The following is an 18,363-nucleotide window of genomic DNA, read 5'->3' as shown; positions in this document are numbered from 1 at the left end:
TAGCGATAGCTAATACCATAAATATCTAAACCTTTTAACCGCGATTAAATTGAGTTTCAAATGACTGACCAATACAACTCCGACTCCATTGAAGTACTCAGTGGCTTAGATCCCGTTCGCCGCCGTCCAGGTATGTATACCGATACCACAAGACCCAATCATTTAGGTCAAGAGGTAATTGATAACTCAGTGGATGAAGCGCTTGCCGGCCATGCACAAAATATTAGTGTTATTTTATATGAAGATCAGTCACTTGAAATAATCGATGATGGCCGTGGTATGCCTACTGATATTCACCCTAAAGAAGGGGTTTCAGGGGTAGAACTTATCTTTTGTAAGCTGCATGCAGGAGGTAAGTTTTCCAATAAAAGTTACCAGTTTTCCGGTGGTTTACATGGTGTTGGTATTTCGGTCGTAAATGCCTTATCGACTCGGGTCGATGTCAGTGTTCGTCGAGACAGTAAAATCTATCAAATGGCCTTTGAAAATGGCTATAAGGTAGAAGAACTGCGCGAAACTGGCACAGTAGGAAAACGTAACACTGGCACCAGTGTTAAGTTTTGGCCCGATGCTAGCTATTTTGATACCGCTAAATTTTCGGTCCGTCACCTCACCCATTTACTTAAAGCTAAAGCGGTATTATGCCCGGGCTTAACCATTAAATTCCATGACAAAATTGAAGATAAAAAATATCAATGGTGTTATGAATACGGACTTACCGATTACTTAAAAGATGCAATAAAAGACTATATATCATTACCTGAAGAACCTTTTACGGGCAGTTTTACTTCTCAACATGAAACGGCCGATTGGGCGGTTACTTGGTTACCAGAAGGCGGCGATAGTATTGGTGAAAGTTACGTTAACTTAATCCCAACGGTTGCTGGTGGTACTCATGTTAATGGTATGCGCCAAGGACTGCTTGAGTCGATGCGAGAGTTTTGTGAATTTCGTAATATTTTACCGCGCGGGGTAAAACTAACTCCAGATGATATTTGGGATAAATGTAGTTATATCTTATCGATTAAGATGCAAGATCCACAATTTGCCGGACAGACTAAAGAGCGATTATCGTCACGTCAATGTGCCGCCTTTGTTACCGGCGTAGTAAAAGATTCTTTTAGTTTGTGGCTTAATGAACACACTGACAAAGCGGAATTATTGGCAGAGTTTTGTCTCAGTAACGCGCAAAAACGTATGCGAGCCAGTAAGAAGGTAGTACGTAAAAAAATCACTTCTGGTCCTGCTTTACCCGGTAAGTTGACCGATTGTGGTAGCCAAGATTTAGCCCGTACCGAATTGTTTTTAGTGGAAGGTGACTCCGCTGGCGGTAGTGCTAAACAAGCGCGCGATCGTGAGTTTCAAGCGATTATGCCGCTACGTGGTAAAATTTTAAATACTTGGGAAGTCGATTCAGGGCAAATATTAGCATCGGAAGAAGTACATAATATCTCAATAGCTTTAGGGATTGATCCTGACAGTGATGACTTATCAGAGCTACGTTACGGTAAAATTTGTATTTTAGCGGATGCCGATTCTGATGGACTGCATATTGCCACCTTATTGTGTGCCTTATTTACTCAGCACTTTTTACCGCTTGTTCAAGCGGGTCATATTTATGTTGCTATGCCGCCATTATATCGAATCGATATCGGCAAAGAAGTTTTTTATGCTTTAGATGAAGCAGAAAAAGAGGGTATTTTAGATCGAATCGAAGCCGAGAAAAAACGCGGTAAAGTCAACGTACAACGCTTTAAAGGCTTGGGTGAAATGAACCCGTTGCAGTTACGTGAAACCACCATGGATCCAAATACTCGTCGCTTAGTACAACTTACCGTTGACGATCATAGTGAAACCATGGAATTGATGGATATGTTATTGTCGAAAAAACGTGCCGGTGACCGTAAAGCATGGCTACAAAGTAAAGGTGATATGGCCGTCGTTTAAGCTAGCTCTTAATGCAAAATTGTCTAGGTGAAGCTACTACAGCAAGTATGAATGAATAGATAGTAAGCTATGGTGCTGGTGTACATTACTGATATGTTTTAGTGAGGGGAAATAAAAGTAGCCGGATTAAATCACATAATACTTATTGTGATTTAATTCGGCCATTTAACAGCAATCTTATCTTTATGACATTGAAGAAACTTCTTTTGTAGTCGCTAGTTCTTCTGCTACCGATGACTCAGCAGTCACTAAAACCTCTACACGTTCATCTTCTTCATCAAAATCAACGACATCACCGTCAGGAAGAATTGCATTTAAAAGTAGGGCAATTAGTGAGCCGGTAGTAATACCAGAGGCTAAAATTACTTTAATGAAATCAGGTAATTGACTTAGTAATTCTGGACGAACTGTTACTGCCATACCTGCACCAATACTTACCGCGATAATAATACCGTTTCTTTTGGTATGTTTAGTCTCAGATAAAATATTTATACCTGCAGTGATTATCATAGCAAACATAACTAACCCTGCTCCGCCAAGTACTGGCAGTGGTATAGCTACTACTAATGCACCGATAATTGGGAAAAGCCCAGCAAGAATCAACATAGCACCAGTAATCGCCACAACATAGCGACTAGCAACACCTGTCATACCTATGATACCTACATTTTGCGAGAAAGAAGAAAAAGGCGTGGTAGAGAATACTGACGCTAAAGCCGAACCTAGCCCGTCACACAAAATACCGCTAGATAATTTCTTACCCGTTAGTTTAGTTTTAGTCACATTTGATAAAGCTAAGAAATCACCTGTTGATTCAACTATGGTAACTAAATAGGCGATAGACATACCGATAATACCGCTAATTGGAAAAGATAAACCAAAATGGAAAGGGCTAGGTAAGGCAAATAAAGGTGCTTCTTGTACCGGTGTAAAGTCAACAAGACCTAAGGTAACACAAACAATAAACCCGACTACCATACCAATAACTACCGCAGCTGCAGACAATATACCTTTACCAAACATAGATAACAGTACTACCGTTATTAACACCAGCATACCTATGGCTAAGTTTGGTAATGAAGCATAACCTTCACTGCCAACTTGTCCACCAGCAAACCAATCAACGGCAACTGGGATTAACGACAGACCAATCAAGGTAACTACAGTACCGGTAACAATCGGCGGGAAAAATTTTCTGATGAATGGCATAAAGAAACTACCAATAATCATCACGAGTGAAGCGACGAGGGCTGAACCTAAAATACCGGCAACGCCATGCTCAAAGCCAATGGCAATAGAAACACCAACAAAGGTAAAGCTAGTACCCATAACACAAGGAAGTCTGATACCTACTGGGCCAACACCTTTACATTGAATAATAGTAACCACACCAGAAACAAGCATTGCCGCGTTAACTAGTACTACAATATCTTCTACCGGCAAACCTAAAACGCCGCCAACCACTAAAGGCACGGTAATTATTGCCCCTAAAGCAGCAAGTAAATGCTGGGCTGCCAATATCAGGCTGGTGCCTGTCGGTGGCTTATCTTCAACGTTATATAATATTTCCATAATAGCTCTCTCTGTTATTTTCTTATTATTTTAATAGGTTACAGCAGGTTCTTAGCGAGTAATTAGCCAGTACCGTGGCAACCTTATGAAAAAAACTGTGCTGAAAACCTACATAAAGCTGTCACTAGTGTCAATTAATGGAAGTGGTAATATTAGGGTTATTGACTTAGTTGTTGGTTGTTTTTACATCAATGTAATCTTTTACCGAGCAAAGAGTGTGGCTACTCAGTTTTAGTAATGCTGGTAAATCAAGGAGCTATCGACTTTTTTACGTAATACTGGTGCCTGATAAATGTACAGTTTTAATTCCACATAGTGAAACTGGCTTTTATCAGGTTGATTTTTATAAAACACACTTTTATAAATAAATAACGGTTAAGTTAACTCGTTATTATTGAATATTTTAACTAAACGCTTACATATACATATGGAAAAACATATGTATAATGTGAGGCAACTAATCCCAGAGACCAAGTTCGAGCTAACGAGACAGAAAATAATGAATACTGCTACAAAACGAGTTACAGAAAGTGACTGCTTATTATTTTTTAAAGTCATGGCTGATGATACACGCTTGAAAATCATATTGATGTTGATGTGTGAAAGTGAATTGTGTGTTTGTGAACTGACTCATGCGTTGGAGTTATCTCAGCCGAAAATATCTCGCCACATAGCCTTATTAAAGAAACAGCAGTTACTTAGCGAACGTAAGTCAGGTCGTTGGGTTTATTATTCTATGGCAAAACCTCTTTCGCAATGGAAACAAGCAGTCATCAAAAGTTGCTTTGAGGAAAACTTGCCGGTGATTGATGAATGTCTTAAAAATTTAGCAATGATGGGTGAACGCCCTGCACGTACGCAACAGTGTTGTAATTAAATCAGCTAGTTTAGGGAATAATAGGAAGAACAAATGACAATAAAAGTAGGTATTAATGGCTTCGGCCGTATGGGACGATTAATTTTACGCGCTGCCTGGCATTGGCCAGAGGTACAGTTTATTCAAATTAATGATCCCGCTGGTGATGCCGCCACACTGGCTCACTTGCTTAATTTTGATTCTATTCATGGTCGTTGGCAATATGAAGCGACAGCTAGCGATACAGTAATGCATATTGAAGAGAAGCAGTTAATCGTTAGCCAGAATAATGGCATAGCTGAAACTGACTGGTCAGCGTGTGATTTAGTTATTGAAGCTTCAGGCGTGATGCGCGATAAAGCTAAGCTGCAAGCTTACTTTACTCAAGGTGTTCAAAAAGTACTGGTTACCGCGCCGATGAAGTTAGCCCAAGATAGCTCAGGTAATATTTTAGATCAGGATATCGTCAATATTGTTATGGGTGTTAATCAACATTTATACCAAGAAAATAAGCATAGTATCGTCACTGCTGCCTCATGTACCACTAACTGTTTAGCGCCTGTGGTTAAAGTATTACAAGATAATATTGGCATAAAACATGGCAGCATGACGACCATTCACGATATTACTAATACCCAAACCATTTTAGATGCCCCCCATAAAGATTTACGCCGTGCACGTGCCTGTGGTCAGTCGCTTATTCCAACCACGACCGGCTCGGCAAAAGCCATCACCGATATTTTCCCCGAGCTAAAAGGTAAATTAAATGGTCATGCTGTGCGAGTGCCATTGGCAAATGCCTCATTAACTGACTGTGTTTTTGAAATGCAGCGTAATGTCAGTGTTGGAGAAATAAATCAATTAATGTCTGATGCCGCAGCAGGGGAATTAAAAGGAATTTTGGGCTATGAAGAAAGGCCTTTAGTTTCCGTTGACTATAAAACCGATGCCAGATCTTGTGTCGTCGATGCTTTATCAACTATGGTGGTAAATGATACGCAGTTGAAAATGTATTTATGGTATGACAATGAATGGGGCTATGCTAATCGTAGTGCTGAGTTGATGAAACTGATGGCAAATAGTTTAACCAGTCATAGTGAGTAATAGCTTGTTTTCATTGAGTTCACTTTTTCCATCAGTAAAACTGTCTGCACCGGTAAAAAAGTACCTAGTGATCACAGCTAACTATTGGGCCTTTACCTTAACCGATGGCGCGTTGCGCATGTTGGTATTGCTGTATTTTTATCAATTAGGTTATAGCCCATTAGCGTTAGCTAGTTTATTTATTCTTTATGAAGTTTTTGGCGTTATTACTAACCTTGTTGGTGGCTGGCTGGGGGCGCGTATTGGCTTAAATAAAACCATGTTTATTGGGCTAGTGGTGCAGGTATTCGCTTTATCAATGTTGGCAGTGCCGAGCGAGTACTTAAGTATTGCCTATGTCATGTTTGCGCAAGCACTGTCGGGCATTGCTAAAGATCTCAATAAAATGAGTGCTAAGTCGAGTATTAAGTTATTAGTCACAGGTCTAGATAGCGAGCAAGGGCAAAGTAAGCTTTTTAAGTGGGTGGCTTTACTGACAGGCTCCAAAAACACCTTAAAAGGTGTTGGTTTTTTTCTTGGCGGTCTATTGTTGGCTCTTTTTGGCTTTCAAAACTCACTATTACTGATGGCTGTTACCTTAGCAACTGTTGCTTTAAGTACTTATCCTCTGCTGCGTGGTGATATAGGTAAAACCCGTTATAAAGCTAAATTCAGTCAGTTATTCTCAAACAATGCACCGTTAAATTATTTATCTGCAGCGCGTTTATGTCTGTTTGCTGGTCGTGATGTTTGGTTTGTTATTGCGTTACCTGTTTATTTGGTAAGCCAATTGCAATGGCACCACCAAGGCGTTGGCACTTTTCTTGCCAGTTGGATTATTTTTTATGGCGTCATTCAAGCGAACGCGCCAAAGATACTTACCTTGTTATCTGGGAAGAGGGAAAGAAACAGTTATCAACAAACAGGATTTTGGTCGGTATTATTGGCACTAGTAACCTTGCTTTTATCTGTCGCTATTTACCTTTTTCCGTACAGTAATAGCATACTCATTTCAGGCTTATTTATATTTGCTGCAGCCTTTGCTATAAATTCATCTTTACATAGTTATCTTATTCTCAGCCTTGCTAGAGATGAAGGCGTGTCTATGGATGTCGGCTTCTATTATATGGCTAATGCCATGGGGCGGCTGCTAGGAACCGTACTCTCAGGTGTTATCTTTCAGCAATTTGGCTTAACAGCCTGTATGTTTATTGCCTTTATATTCATGTTACTCGCCAGTTACTTTGTGAGAAAAGTAGCGTAAATAGTCAAAGATTACGGTTTAACTCTTAGAGTAAATCGTTTTATACTGCCTTATCCGATCAAGTCATTTTGCTTTATTTAAGGAACTACAGTTTGTTGTGTTTTGCTAAAAAAATTGCTCAAGCAATACAAATTGTTATCAGTATTACCTGCCTGTTATTCCCCATGGTTAGTGTCAGTCAAACAAGAGTCGACCTTAAGCAATTTAACCAAGTAGCCGAGCAAGTTGAAGAGCTGAAAAAAACTGACTTATCACTCTCCCTCAAACAACTCCTGATTTATGAAGACTCACTGAGTGCGCTAACCATAGAGCAAAATTTATTATATTTTAAACTGCTTACTGAAATACAAATAGAGCAGAACAAATATACTACGGCTAAGAAAACGGCCAATCAGGGATTAACCATAGCGAAAAGGCTGTCGAGCCCCAGTATTTTAATTAGTGAACTTTTGTATTTAAAGGGCTTTGCTTTTGAGAACTTAGGCAATATTACTCAAGCAGCTAAAGAATATAAAAAAGGTTTAGAAGTTGCAGAGTCTTTACATAACAAAGTACAAGTCGCTGTAGGTCTTATTAATTTAGGTGCTATAGCTTATCTCACCAATGATTATAAGCGCTCTTTAGTCTTGCTTAACGACGCCTATAACATTGCCGGACAAACGGATGATGAAGATCTGAAAGGTACGGTAAATAGTGAACTTGGTATTGTCTATTCTTATTTACGGCAAGAAAAGCAGTCAATGGCCTATTATCAGCAGTCATATTCTCACTTTAAAAAAGCTGGCTCGCTCTTAGCTGCTCATATCAGTTTGTATAATATTGCTATTATGCATACCTATAAAAAAGATTATCAGCAAGCGATAAAAGTTTTTAACACCATCATTGCCGAATCAAATAAAGATAGCCCAAACGAAAGCATGTTTATCGTTTATTCGGGCATGGCTTGGGCACACTTAAAAAAAGAAGACAGTAACCCTGATGCAGCCTATCAATACTTAATGATGGCTAAGCAGTATTTGCAATTAACCGAGCGGTTCGATTATCAGTTACAGTTTTATTATGATCAGGCTTACGTTTTATTTAAATTAGACCGTTTAGATGAAGTTTTGCTCAGTATAGCTAAAGTAGAGAAAGTAGTCGCTAACCATCAGCAGTTGTCACAAATTAAACAAGAAAACTATGTCAATATTATTGACCTCAAAGCACGTGTATATAATAAGCAAAATAGATTTAAACAAGCCTATGAAAGCCAATCTCTAGTGATCGCTTTAACCGCTAAATTGTATGCAAATGAAGATAACCGCTCTATAACTGAAGTTCGTCTCAGGCTTGAAGCGGAGCAGGCCGATAAAAAAAATAAGGTATTACACAATCAACAAATAGTCTATGAGAGAAATTTAGATGAAGCAAATTTAGAAAATGAAGAGCAGCGCTTATACCTTATTGTCAGTGCACTAATTGCTTTAGCTTTTGCTTGGGTGCTAGTTAAACTGCTGCAAAGTCAACAGAAGCTTAAAGTTGCCTCTAATATTGATACCCTTACGGGAGTCGCCAATAGACGAAGTTTAATGAAGCAAGCTCAACAGGCCTTTAAGCAGGCTCAAGTAAAACCGAGTCATTTAACGATTATGATGATAGATGTCGATCACTTTAAAGACATTAATGACTCTTTAGGTCATAGCTCTGGCGATAAAGTGTTAGCGAAGGTTGCTAGTCTTGGCGCTAAAATGATGCGAAAAAGTGATATGTTTGGTCGCTTTGGTGGTGGGGAGTTTATGGTCTGCTTACCAAAAACAACGTTGAAATCAGCATTAGAGGTAAGTGAGCGTATTCGCTTAGGGGTTAATCAACACCTATGGGCGTTTAATAAGCTTGAAAAAGTCACTGTAAGTATTGGTGTTGCTTCATTGTCAGGTGATGATGACTTAATTAGTTTGATTAAACGAGCAGATGAACAGCTTTATCAAGCCAAAGCATCAGGAAGAAATAAGGTCTGTGGCTAATGAAAATGATCAATCCAAGTTTGCTAATTATCTTACTAATGCCGCTATTTTTGCCATCTTTTAGTCTAGCAAAAGAGTCCTCTAGTGCCTTGGTCGTTACAGAGGGCCAAGATAATAAAAATAAACTATTACATTTAGCTGCAGTAAGTGTATTGCCAATAAATGCCGAACTACTGGCTTTAATGACACAGCTTAGGCAAAAGAGTATCGATAGTGAGAAAATTGAACTAGCACTTACTCAACCTAGTTTTGCTAAAAAAACAGTTAATGTTGCGGAGCAATATTTACTGTTAGTTGCACAGGCGTTATTAAAAGAAAATGCTATAGATAGAAGTTACGACGGCGAAAATAGCCGCGATATTATTGTACTTTTAGAGCAGGCTACTAAGTTATCGGCACAAATTTTTGAGCCGCAATTACACCAGCCCAACTTTTTACAATTGCATTTGATATTAGCCGAGAATTATGCACAACAAGGTCAATTTGATTTAGCTTACCTCGAGAAAAAATCTTATCTAAAAAAATACCATAGCTATCGTAAAGAGAAGCGCTTAGCAATGATAGCGTCTTTAGAGCAATCGTTTGAAGTGAATGATAAAAAGGCCAGCAATAGCTTGTTGGCAAGTCAAAATAAATTAAAAGTTCGCCGTGTTGCTGAAGTACAAGATCAAAAAGCCACCCAGCAGTATAATTTCACCTTAATTATCAGTACCGCTATCGTTTTTATGCTGCTTTTTTTTAGGCAGTTAAGAATACGTAACAAGTTAATTCGATTAACCCGAACAGATGCCTTAACTGGCTTAGGGAATCGCAGTGCTTTATTTGAACATGGTGAACATATGGTGGCTAGTTTTGCTTCGCAACCAGAAGAGTTATCGGTGTTATTGTTGGACCTAGATCACTTCAAAAAAATTAATGATAACTTTGGTCATCATGCTGGCGATAAAACACTTAAGGTCATCTCACAACTGGTAAAAGAAACCATGCGTTCAAGAGATGTATTTTATCGTTTAGGTGGTGAGGAATTCGTCGCGATATTACCATTTGCTGATTGTAACAAAGCGAAAGCGATAGCTATGCGTATTAATGAAAAAATAGCACGGCATGACTTCTCATCGTTAATACACCAGAGCAAGGTGACTGTCAGTATTGGTGTGGCAACCATGGCGCCTAATCAATTGACCTTTGAGCAAGTATTGCACTGTGCTGACTTGGCAATGTATCAAGCGAAAGAGCTAGGTCGAAATAGTGTTGTTTGTTATCAAAACATCGCCCAAGCACAAGAAAGACGGGATAATTAACTGTTTTGTTACCTTAGCTATTTTTTATAAGGTCATAATCAGATAAGCTATAACTTTATAAAATAACTAAATTTGTACGATCAGGAAAATCATTTCATGTCAGATGCGCTCGAATATAGCCTTGATGGAGTAGAACAAGTTCCATTAAGGCGGTTTACTGAAGAAGCTTATTTAAACTATTCCATGTACGTTATTATGGATCGCGCCTTGCCACATATTGGTGATGGCTTAAAGCCCGTACAAAGACGCATAGTTTATGCAATGTCAGAGCTTGGTTTATCTGCGACTGCTAAATATAAAAAATCAGCACGTACCGTTGGTGATGTACTAGGTAAATTTCACCCACACGGTGATAGCGCCTGTTATGAAGCCATGGTGTTAATGGCGCAACCATTCTCGTATCGCTATCCCTTAGTTGATGGTCAAGGTAACTGGGGCGCACCCGATGATCCTAAATCTTTCGCCGCCATGCGTTATACCGAGTCACGCTTATCAAAATTTAGTGAAGTATTACTGGCTGAATTAGGGCAAGGTACTGTTGATTGGCAGCCAAATTTTGATGGCACCATGAAAGAGCCCATTACCCTACCAGCTCGTTTACCACATATTTTACTGAACGGTATTACCGGTATTGCCGTGGGTATGGCGACAGATATTCCGCCGCACAATGTCCGTGAAGTGGCTGATGCTTGTGTGCACTTAATAGAAAACCCTAAAGCAGAAGTCAGTGACTTACTTGAGTTTGTGAAAGGACCTGATTATCCAACAGATGCTGAGATTATCACGCCAAGAGCTGATATTGAAAAAATTTATCAAACCGGTCGCGGCAGTATTAGAATGCGCGCCGTCTATGATGTTGAACATGGTGATATTATTATTACCGCACTGCCACATCAAGCCTCTGGCGGTAAAATCTTAGAGCAAATTGCTGGGCAAATGACGGCGAAAAAACTGCCTATGGTAGCTGATCTTCGTGATGAATCAGATCATGAAAACCCAGTTCGCCTGGTGATAATGCCACGTTCAAATCGAGTCGATATAGAACAATTAATGCAGCATTTATTTGCCAGTACCGACTTAGAAAAAAGCTATCGCGTCAATATCAACATGATAGGCCTAGATAACCGTCCAGCGGTTAAAAACTTATTAGTCATTTTATCTGAATGGCTGGAATTTCGCCGTGATACCGTGCGTCGACGGTTGCAATATCGTTTAGATAAAGTACTAGCTCGTTTACATATTCTTGATGGTTTACTGGTTGCTTACTTAAATATTGATGAAGTAATAGCGATCATTCGTGGTTATGATGATCCTAAAGCGGAATTAATGTCGCGCTTTTCTTTATCTGAAACTCAAGCGCACTCTATTTTAGAAATTAAACTACGGCAACTTGCCAAGCTTGAAGAAGTAAAAATTCGTGCCGAGCAAGACGAATTACATATTGACCAAGAATACTTAGAGAAAATCCTTAATTCAAAAGCGCGCATGAGCACGCTAATGAAAAAAGAGATTCTTGCTGCAGCTGAAGAATATGGTGATGATCGCCGCTCTAGAATAGTCGAGCGTACTGAATCAAAAGCACTTACTGAAAAAGATTTAGTGCCAAGTGAGTCGGTTACTGTTGTGGTATCTGATAAAGGTTGGGCACGCTGCGCTAAAGGCCATGATATTGACCCTACCAGCTTAAGTTATAAAGCGGGTGATGGTTATTTATGCTCCTCAAAAGGGCGCAGTAATCGCCCTGTGGTATTTATCGGCTCTGATGGCCGGGCATTTACCACTGACGCCCATACTTTACCCACAGCTCGCTCTCAAGGCGAACCGCTTACCGGTCGTTTTAATTTGACCACAGGGCGAACATTTGTGCATAGCATAATGTCAGATGACGAGGCTAAGTACTTATTAGTCAGTGATGCTGGCTATGGCTTTGTTACTAGCTTTGCCGATATGGTTAGTCGCAATAAAAATGGTAAGGCACTGATTAGCTTACCTGAAGCCGCTAAAGTAATGGTGCCGAAATTAATTAGTAATATTGATAGTGATTACTGTCTAACAATTACTAGCGAAGGGCGCATGCTGGTTTTTCCGGTACAAAACTTACCGATACTCAGTAAAGGTAAAGGTAACAAGATTATTAATATACCTTCTGCCCGTGCAAAAACGAGAGAAGAGTTTGTTAGTTTACTGAGTATTATTCCACAAGGGGCTGCCATTACCTTGCATGCAGGTAAGCGTAAACTTACCCTTAAGGCTAGCGATATTGAACACTATATGGGTGAGCGTGGTCGTCGTGGTAATAAGTTGCCTCGAGGTTTACAGCGTGTTTCACAAATAGATATTGAGCCTGCTGGCGTCAATAATGTCGGTGAAGATGTTGCTGAAACACCTCAAGCAAGTGAATAAAGTTTTTACTTGTTAATAACAATTAACGTCTCATTGTAATGATGAAATAAAAAAGGCCAACAAATGTAAAGTATTTGTTGGCCTTTTTTATGTTTAGCTAATACCCATTTCATTAAGTTTTTGATCTTGTTGTGCACAGAAAAAATAAATCAAAGCAAGGCGCTTGATTGACCAATAGCGGGCTATTGGGATTGAGAGCAACACCGCCTTGGAGTATTTTATCCCGCACAACTAAAACAGTTTTTTGCTAGCAACCATATTGATATTGGCTTGAGGAAAACTGCTGCTGGTGTAGAGCAAACGATCTTTTGTGGCTAAATAGGTAATACTGTCAGTCTTAGATATAGAGTTTAACGGTAACCTTACTAGCGGCGTTTGAATTTTTTCTTCGATATCGTAGGATATCAATTGATAGTGATCATCAAAGGATTTTTGATAATAGACCTGACCTTTTTCATAAGTCCAGGCGTATAATGTATTAAAGAGACTACCCTTAATAACCCTATCACCTGCTTGCACATCATTGATGTTTTTTTGCCATAAACCTTTCCTAATTTTGGTATAAAGTAAGGTGTCAGCTGATACCATTACGCCATAACGTGCACCGTCAAAAGTGAGGCGTTTGGTACTGGAGTCTGCGATATTAATGCTATAAATATCGGTATGATGATTACCATAAATGGCCGAAATAACTTGTTTATCATCCATGGACCAATTTGGACGATTATGCTGGACAAAGGGACTTTTGAGTAATGTCACCCGCTCATTTTTCAAAGAATATATATATATACCATCACCTCTATCTTCAGATAAAGGTGCTAAAAAGGCAACCTTTTGACCATCATGTGACCACTTAGGGTAACGTAGTGGTTGTTTTAAATTGGTTAACTGTTTACGTGCGCTACCATCGGGTTTGGCTGACCAAAGCTCATCAAAGCCAGATTCATTGGAAGAAAATACCACTAAATCATTGATAGCACTGTAATCAGGTGATTCATAAGTGAAGTTAGATTGTAGAACAGGGAATGGACTACTGGCGATAACATCATTAAGCTGCAAGCTAAAAAGTGAAGAGCTTTCTATGCGTTCTTGGTAATACAGCTGTTGTGATTGCTTGGCAATACTGGGGTAGCTAAAGCCAGTTAGGTTCAATGCTTGTTTTACTCTACTTTGAATATCGATAACAAAACCAAAGCGATTATCAGCGCGTTGCGCCGCAAAAACTAACTTTTGGCTATCGCCAAACCAAGACATACCGACAATATCTTCTTCATCAAAAGTAAGTTGTTCTGTCACTTTAGTTACTAGCTTAATAAGATAAATATTTTCACTTAAGCGGTTGATTCGCCTAGAAACAGCTATGTATTTACCATCGGGAGAGAAAGACATATCTCTATCTTTGTAAGTACAATCACTATCACAAGAGAAACGCGTCATGGCAAAGTTTTTTGACGATAAATCAATAAAGTAAATTCCAGTTCTTTTAGCAAAAACGCCCTTGTTATAGACAGCAAGGGTTTGGTCATCAGGGGATATATCAAGGTAATAATAAACCCCTTGCATTGGACAAGTTGCTAGTTGTGTTTCTTGCTGACTAGAGACTTTTAATTGAATGTAATAACAGCTGTTGTTCGCTTTATCTTTACGAGCAAAATACAAATATTGGCCGTCGTTACTCCAAACACTATGCATCTCGATAGCATTATCAAAGGTTAATTGCTTAGGCGGCAATTCTACTTGATGGGTATCTTTCATAAACAAATTGGTTGGTTTATTGGTTGATACTTGGCTGTAGACCAAAAAACGACCATCCGGTGAGGGGGAAGGAAACAGCTCACTACCGGGGTGTTTAGTGATGGCGGTAATTCTAATATCGTCATCATCAGAAAGTTGCTGAATATAAAGCAGCACTAACAAGCTGAGAATTAAAGTCACCAGTACATGGGTACTGCTTATATTAAACACTTTACTCTTATTAGTAGTTTTTTCAGCGGACTTCACTGCTTGCTGATTACTTACTATACCTTGTGTTTGGTATACCGGAATCTCAGCTGAATCTTCAATGGCGCTATCAACGGAGTAATTTATTGAACTTTCTAGTAGTTCAGGGCTAGAAACTTTACTGACACTTTCCGGGCTAGCTTGCCATTGCGGCTCTGGCATTAACTGATAGCCAGCTTTTCGAATGGTCTTAATTATTTCTTCTTCGTCGTCAGCGTAGCTGAGTTTTTTACGTAAATGCCAGATAGCATTAGTTAAGCTTTTTTCACCCACATAACTATCTTGGCCCCAGATGTGATCAATAAGTTCATCTCTTGGCACAACCCGACCATGGTGCTCTGCTAAATAAAATAATACTTCAATAAATTTTGGCTGTAATGACTGCTTATCAAAGCCATCGGCTTGAATGGAGAATTCTGCAGGTGTTACCTGATATTGATTAATCTTAAATGGTTTATTACGCATGATTTGGATTATTTATTGCTTTAAGTAGTCTGATTTTTTGACTTTATCGTCGCTGCTATTTGTCCTTGTAGTTACCTTAACAACCCCTCCTTAGGCTAATTTAATGCTAACAAAATTATCAAAGCTAAGTAACTTGTTTATCTAAATATTATCTAATTTGTAGTCATTATGTTTTTAAGTATCTAAAAATTGAGAGATATAGTTTTTAAATGTGACTTTTGTAACCTCATGTTTTCATAGTTTTATTTTTGTATTTTTTGGTAATAGATATTAAATCGATGTACAAATGATTTTCTATAGATTGTATATGTAGGTGTAGTTACTTAAAACAGAGAAAAGCTTAATTAACTCTACGTTTTATTAACACAAAGTTACTTGAAACAAAGATGTTTGCTTTTGTGAGTTTTGCTTATGACCTGATCTGTCAATACACGTTTGTAAGTAGCTCAGCTATTACTAACAGCAGTAAATTATCTGTTATTAGCGGTAAACCAAAATATAAAAACAATATAAAAATAATATTAAAAATATAAATAACAAAACTTAAACAAAAACACTAAGAGAGATGAATGATGAATAAAAGTCCAATCACCATCGCAATTCAAACTGCTATATACACTGCCATCGCTGGTTCAGCATTAACATTTGCACCAGCAACTTTTGCTGCTGACGCTGAAAATGCAATAGCTAAACCCGTTGTTAAAACAGCACCAGCAGAAGTGAAAAAAGCAAAAGCTGACGAGAAAATAACTGTTACAGGATCACGTTTACGTCGTGACAGTTTTAGTGTAGCAACACCGCTAGCAACCATGGACAGAGATGCGATTGAAGATGCCGGTATTGGCTCTTTATCCGATATCTTAATTGATGAATTACCACAACTTGCCGAAGGTTTTAGTAACTCAAACTCACAATCAAGTGTCTCAGGCACAGGCCTTTCAACCGTCGATTTACGTAATCTAGGTACTAACCGTACGTTAACGCTAATTGATGGTCGACGTACTGTTTCAAACAGCTACTCAGGTAACTACGTAAGTTTATCAACTATTCCTTCAGGCATGGTAGATAGAGTTGAAGTTATTACGGGTGGTGCTTCAGCAGCTTATGGCTCTGACGCCATTGCTGGTGTGGTAAACATTATTACCCAACAAGACAAAGAAGGTTTATCTTTCAAAGTAAAGGGCGGTGAAAGTACAGATGGCGGCGCTAAAGAGTTAGGTCTTGATTTCGACTTTGGTACTGGATTTGATGATGACCGTGGTTATATGTTCTTTAGCTCTTCTTATGATAAAGACTGGGGGCTTACTTTTGATGATAGAGAACGTGCTCAACAGGAAGATTCATGGGATTATGATGATAAGCTAATGTGTAACCAGATGCAGACTGAAGACGGTGATAAATGCATGCGTGATATTTCACCTGCTGATTGGAGAAGTCGCAGTGACGGTATCTTAGGTGGTGTATTTGATGAAGGTAGCGGTGGTGAAGGTGGCTATTGGTATGATGGTAATGAATATAAAGGTGATACTTGGCTAGAAGAACGTGATGGTATCAATAGTAACCAGTACGTTATGCTTAAAGTACCTGATGAAAAAGCCTCTGTTGCATTAAAGCTTGATTATGACTTAACTGATGATGTGATGTTTTATGGACAAGTACAATACAGTTATAACCGCTCTATCAATAATAAATCACCTGAAGATTCATATGAAGGTGAAACTGCGGTAACTTATAATCCTGAAACTGGTGAGTTTGGTGAAATTAAAGCAGGTCGAATCCCTGCTGATAATCCGTTCATGCATCCTGAAATTGCTGATCAAGCCAGCTCTAAAGGCGTGAAATGGGATCGCCGATTTGGTGAAGTTGGTAATATTCTCAACGACAATACCCGTACCACTATTCGTTCATGGGCTGGTCTGCAAGGTACTATGTTTGATGGTAGCTGGGATTGGGATTTATCTGCAGGTTACGGTAAATTTAAACAAAGACAAGTGCGTTCAAACGAAATTAATGTTTACAACTTAAAAAATGCATTAGATACCGAAGTAGTGAATGGTGAAGTGCAGTGTGCAAATTCTGTCGCTGAAGCTGATGCAGGCTGTGTACCACTTGATTTATTTGGTGAAGGCTCAGTTACTACTGAAATGGCCAACTACCTTCGTGTCAATCCTGAAATAAATACGGATAATGAACAAATGAATGTACTTGGTTATATTGCCGGTGATTTATTTGAAATGCCAGCGGGCGCGGTTTCATCAGTATTTGGTTTTGAATACCGTAAAGATACTCAAACAGTAAGTACTAACGTACCTCAAGGTGGTATTACTTTTAACTATGTACCTGACTTTAAGGGTTCTATTGGAGTAGCAGAGATTTTTGCTGAAGCGGCTTTCCCATTATTAAGAGATGTTGCTGGGGCGAAAAGCTTAACGGCTGAAGTATCAGCACGTGTCGGTCAATACGACCTTGATAACGTTGATATGGTTGAAAGTTATAAAGTAGGTTTAGTATGGGAACCTATTGAAGGTTACGCCTTACGTACTAACTGGGCAACTTCACAGCGTGCACCAACTATTACTGAAGCAATGTCGCCACCACGGGGTGATTTTGATTCATTCGATGATATCTGTGATAAAACTACTGAGACTTCAGATGAACCAGGGCACAACAATTGTCGTTTAGAACAGGGTATCGCTGATACTATTGCTGGTGGTAATGAATTTGAAGATGATAACAATGGTTATTCACCAAACGTAGGTAACTCTGATTTATTTGAAGAAACGGCTACTACTTTTACTGCCGGTGTTACTATGGCACCGGCCTTTTTAGAAGATTTCAACTTAGCGGTTGATTACTATGATATTTCAATCGAAGATGCGATTACTTCATTTGGTAATGAAGAGATTCTTGAGTTTTGTTATGACTCATCGTTAGACTTTGGTTCGGAAAACTCTTTCTGTAATGACGTGAGTCGTGGCCCTGATGGTCAAATTACAGGTATCATGCAACGTGTATACAACCAAGATGAAATCCGCACGAGTGGTGTTGATATTGCTGCTCAATACCGTTTAGATTTAAATGATTTTGGTAATCTTAAGTTTAAACTTGATTGGACACACGTACTTACTCATGAAGAAACCAAGACTTCACCTGATGGCCAATTTACTACTGACTATGTAGGTTCATTATCAGCAGGGATTTTTGAAGATAAAGCAACTGCATCAGTGAGTTGGTATAAAGACGGCTGGCGCGTACGTTGGAGCATGAAGTACAAAAGTGGTGTGAATTCAAGCGTTTCTCGTTATGACGAGTTCTATGGCCCAGCACAGGCCGATGGTAACGGTGGTATTTTCGCTGAATATGAAGTTAGATGTGCTGCAAAATCGTAAAATCGTTCGGCGAGTCGTAAGAACACTCCTTATCAAGTCGTGAGATCGTTCGACGAGTTTCAAGATCGTCTGACGAGTT

Annotated in this window: 10 protein-coding genes; 8 read left to right on the top strand and 2 right to left on the bottom strand. The window is 39.1% G+C overall.

Annotation, left to right across the window (positions count from 1 at the left end; all coding sequences use genetic code 11):
- Positions 1-60 precede the first annotated feature (60 nt).
- Positions 61-1,947, top strand: a complete 1,887-nt coding sequence (gene parE, locus HRT50_RS06105) for a DNA topoisomerase IV subunit B (RefSeq protein ID WP_291612385.1) — start codon at positions 61-63, stop codon at positions 1,945-1,947.
- Between the two features lie 183 nt (positions 1,948-2,130).
- Here parE and HRT50_RS06100 read toward each other — a convergent pair whose 3' ends face one another.
- Entirely contained in the window at positions 2,131-3,519 is a 1,389-nt protein-coding gene (locus HRT50_RS06100) for a nucleobase:cation symporter-2 family protein (protein WP_291612383.1), read from the bottom strand.
- A gap of 499 nt (positions 3,520-4,018) precedes the next feature.
- Here HRT50_RS06100 and HRT50_RS06095 point away from each other — a divergent pair, with 499 nt between their 5' ends.
- The 6 genes from HRT50_RS06095 to parC all read left to right on the top strand — a co-directional run bounded on the left by HRT50_RS06095 (position 4,019) and on the right by parC (position 12,429).
- On the top strand, positions 4,019-4,396 hold the full coding sequence (locus tag HRT50_RS06095; protein ID WP_291612381.1) for a metalloregulator ArsR/SmtB family transcription factor: 378 nt from the start codon (positions 4,019-4,021) through the stop codon (positions 4,394-4,396).
- Positions 4,397-4,429: 33 nt separating this feature from the next.
- Entirely contained in the window at positions 4,430-5,479 is a 1,050-nt protein-coding gene (locus tag HRT50_RS06090; RefSeq protein WP_291612379.1) for an ArsJ-associated glyceraldehyde-3-phosphate dehydrogenase, read from the top strand.
- A 13-nt stretch (positions 5,480-5,492) separates the two neighbouring features.
- A complete protein-coding gene (gene arsJ, locus HRT50_RS06085; protein ID WP_291612377.1) occupies positions 5,493-6,722 on the top strand; it encodes an organoarsenical effux MFS transporter ArsJ in 1,230 nt (409 codons plus the stop codon).
- 92 nt (positions 6,723-6,814) lie between these two features.
- On the top strand, positions 6,815-8,725 hold the full coding sequence (locus HRT50_RS06080) for a tetratricopeptide repeat-containing diguanylate cyclase (RefSeq protein WP_291612375.1): 1,911 nt from the start codon (positions 6,815-6,817) through the stop codon (positions 8,723-8,725).
- The gene (locus HRT50_RS06075) at positions 8,725-10,026 is read left to right on the top strand and encodes a GGDEF domain-containing protein (RefSeq protein WP_291612373.1); all 1,302 of its coding nucleotides are present in this window, start codon (positions 8,725-8,727) and stop codon (positions 10,024-10,026) included. Before HRT50_RS06080 ends, HRT50_RS06075 begins: the two co-directional genes overlap by 1 nt.
- Positions 10,027-10,122: 96 nt before the next feature.
- A complete protein-coding gene (gene parC, locus HRT50_RS06070; RefSeq protein ID WP_291612371.1) occupies positions 10,123-12,429 on the top strand; it encodes a DNA topoisomerase IV subunit A in 2,307 nt (768 codons plus the stop codon).
- Between the two features lie 231 nt (positions 12,430-12,660).
- Here parC and HRT50_RS06065 read toward each other — a convergent pair whose 3' ends face one another.
- Positions 12,661-14,895: a winged helix-turn-helix domain-containing protein gene (locus tag HRT50_RS06065; protein WP_291612369.1), complete on the bottom strand. Its 2,235-nt coding sequence runs from the start codon at positions 14,893-14,895 to the stop codon at positions 12,661-12,663.
- Between the two features lie 569 nt (positions 14,896-15,464).
- Between HRT50_RS06065 and HRT50_RS06060 the strand changes: the two genes are divergently transcribed.
- On the top strand, positions 15,465-18,284 hold the full coding sequence (locus tag HRT50_RS06060) for a TonB-dependent siderophore receptor (RefSeq protein ID WP_291612366.1): 2,820 nt from the start codon (positions 15,465-15,467) through the stop codon (positions 18,282-18,284).
- Positions 18,285-18,363 lie beyond the last annotated feature (79 nt).

Source organism: Colwellia sp., from assembly GCF_013215345.1.
In the GTDB taxonomy this organism is placed as follows: domain Bacteria; phylum Pseudomonadota; class Gammaproteobacteria; order Enterobacterales; family Alteromonadaceae; genus Colwellia.
Note: the sequence above shows the minus strand (reverse complement) of the source record. Positions and strands in the feature narration are given on the sequence as shown.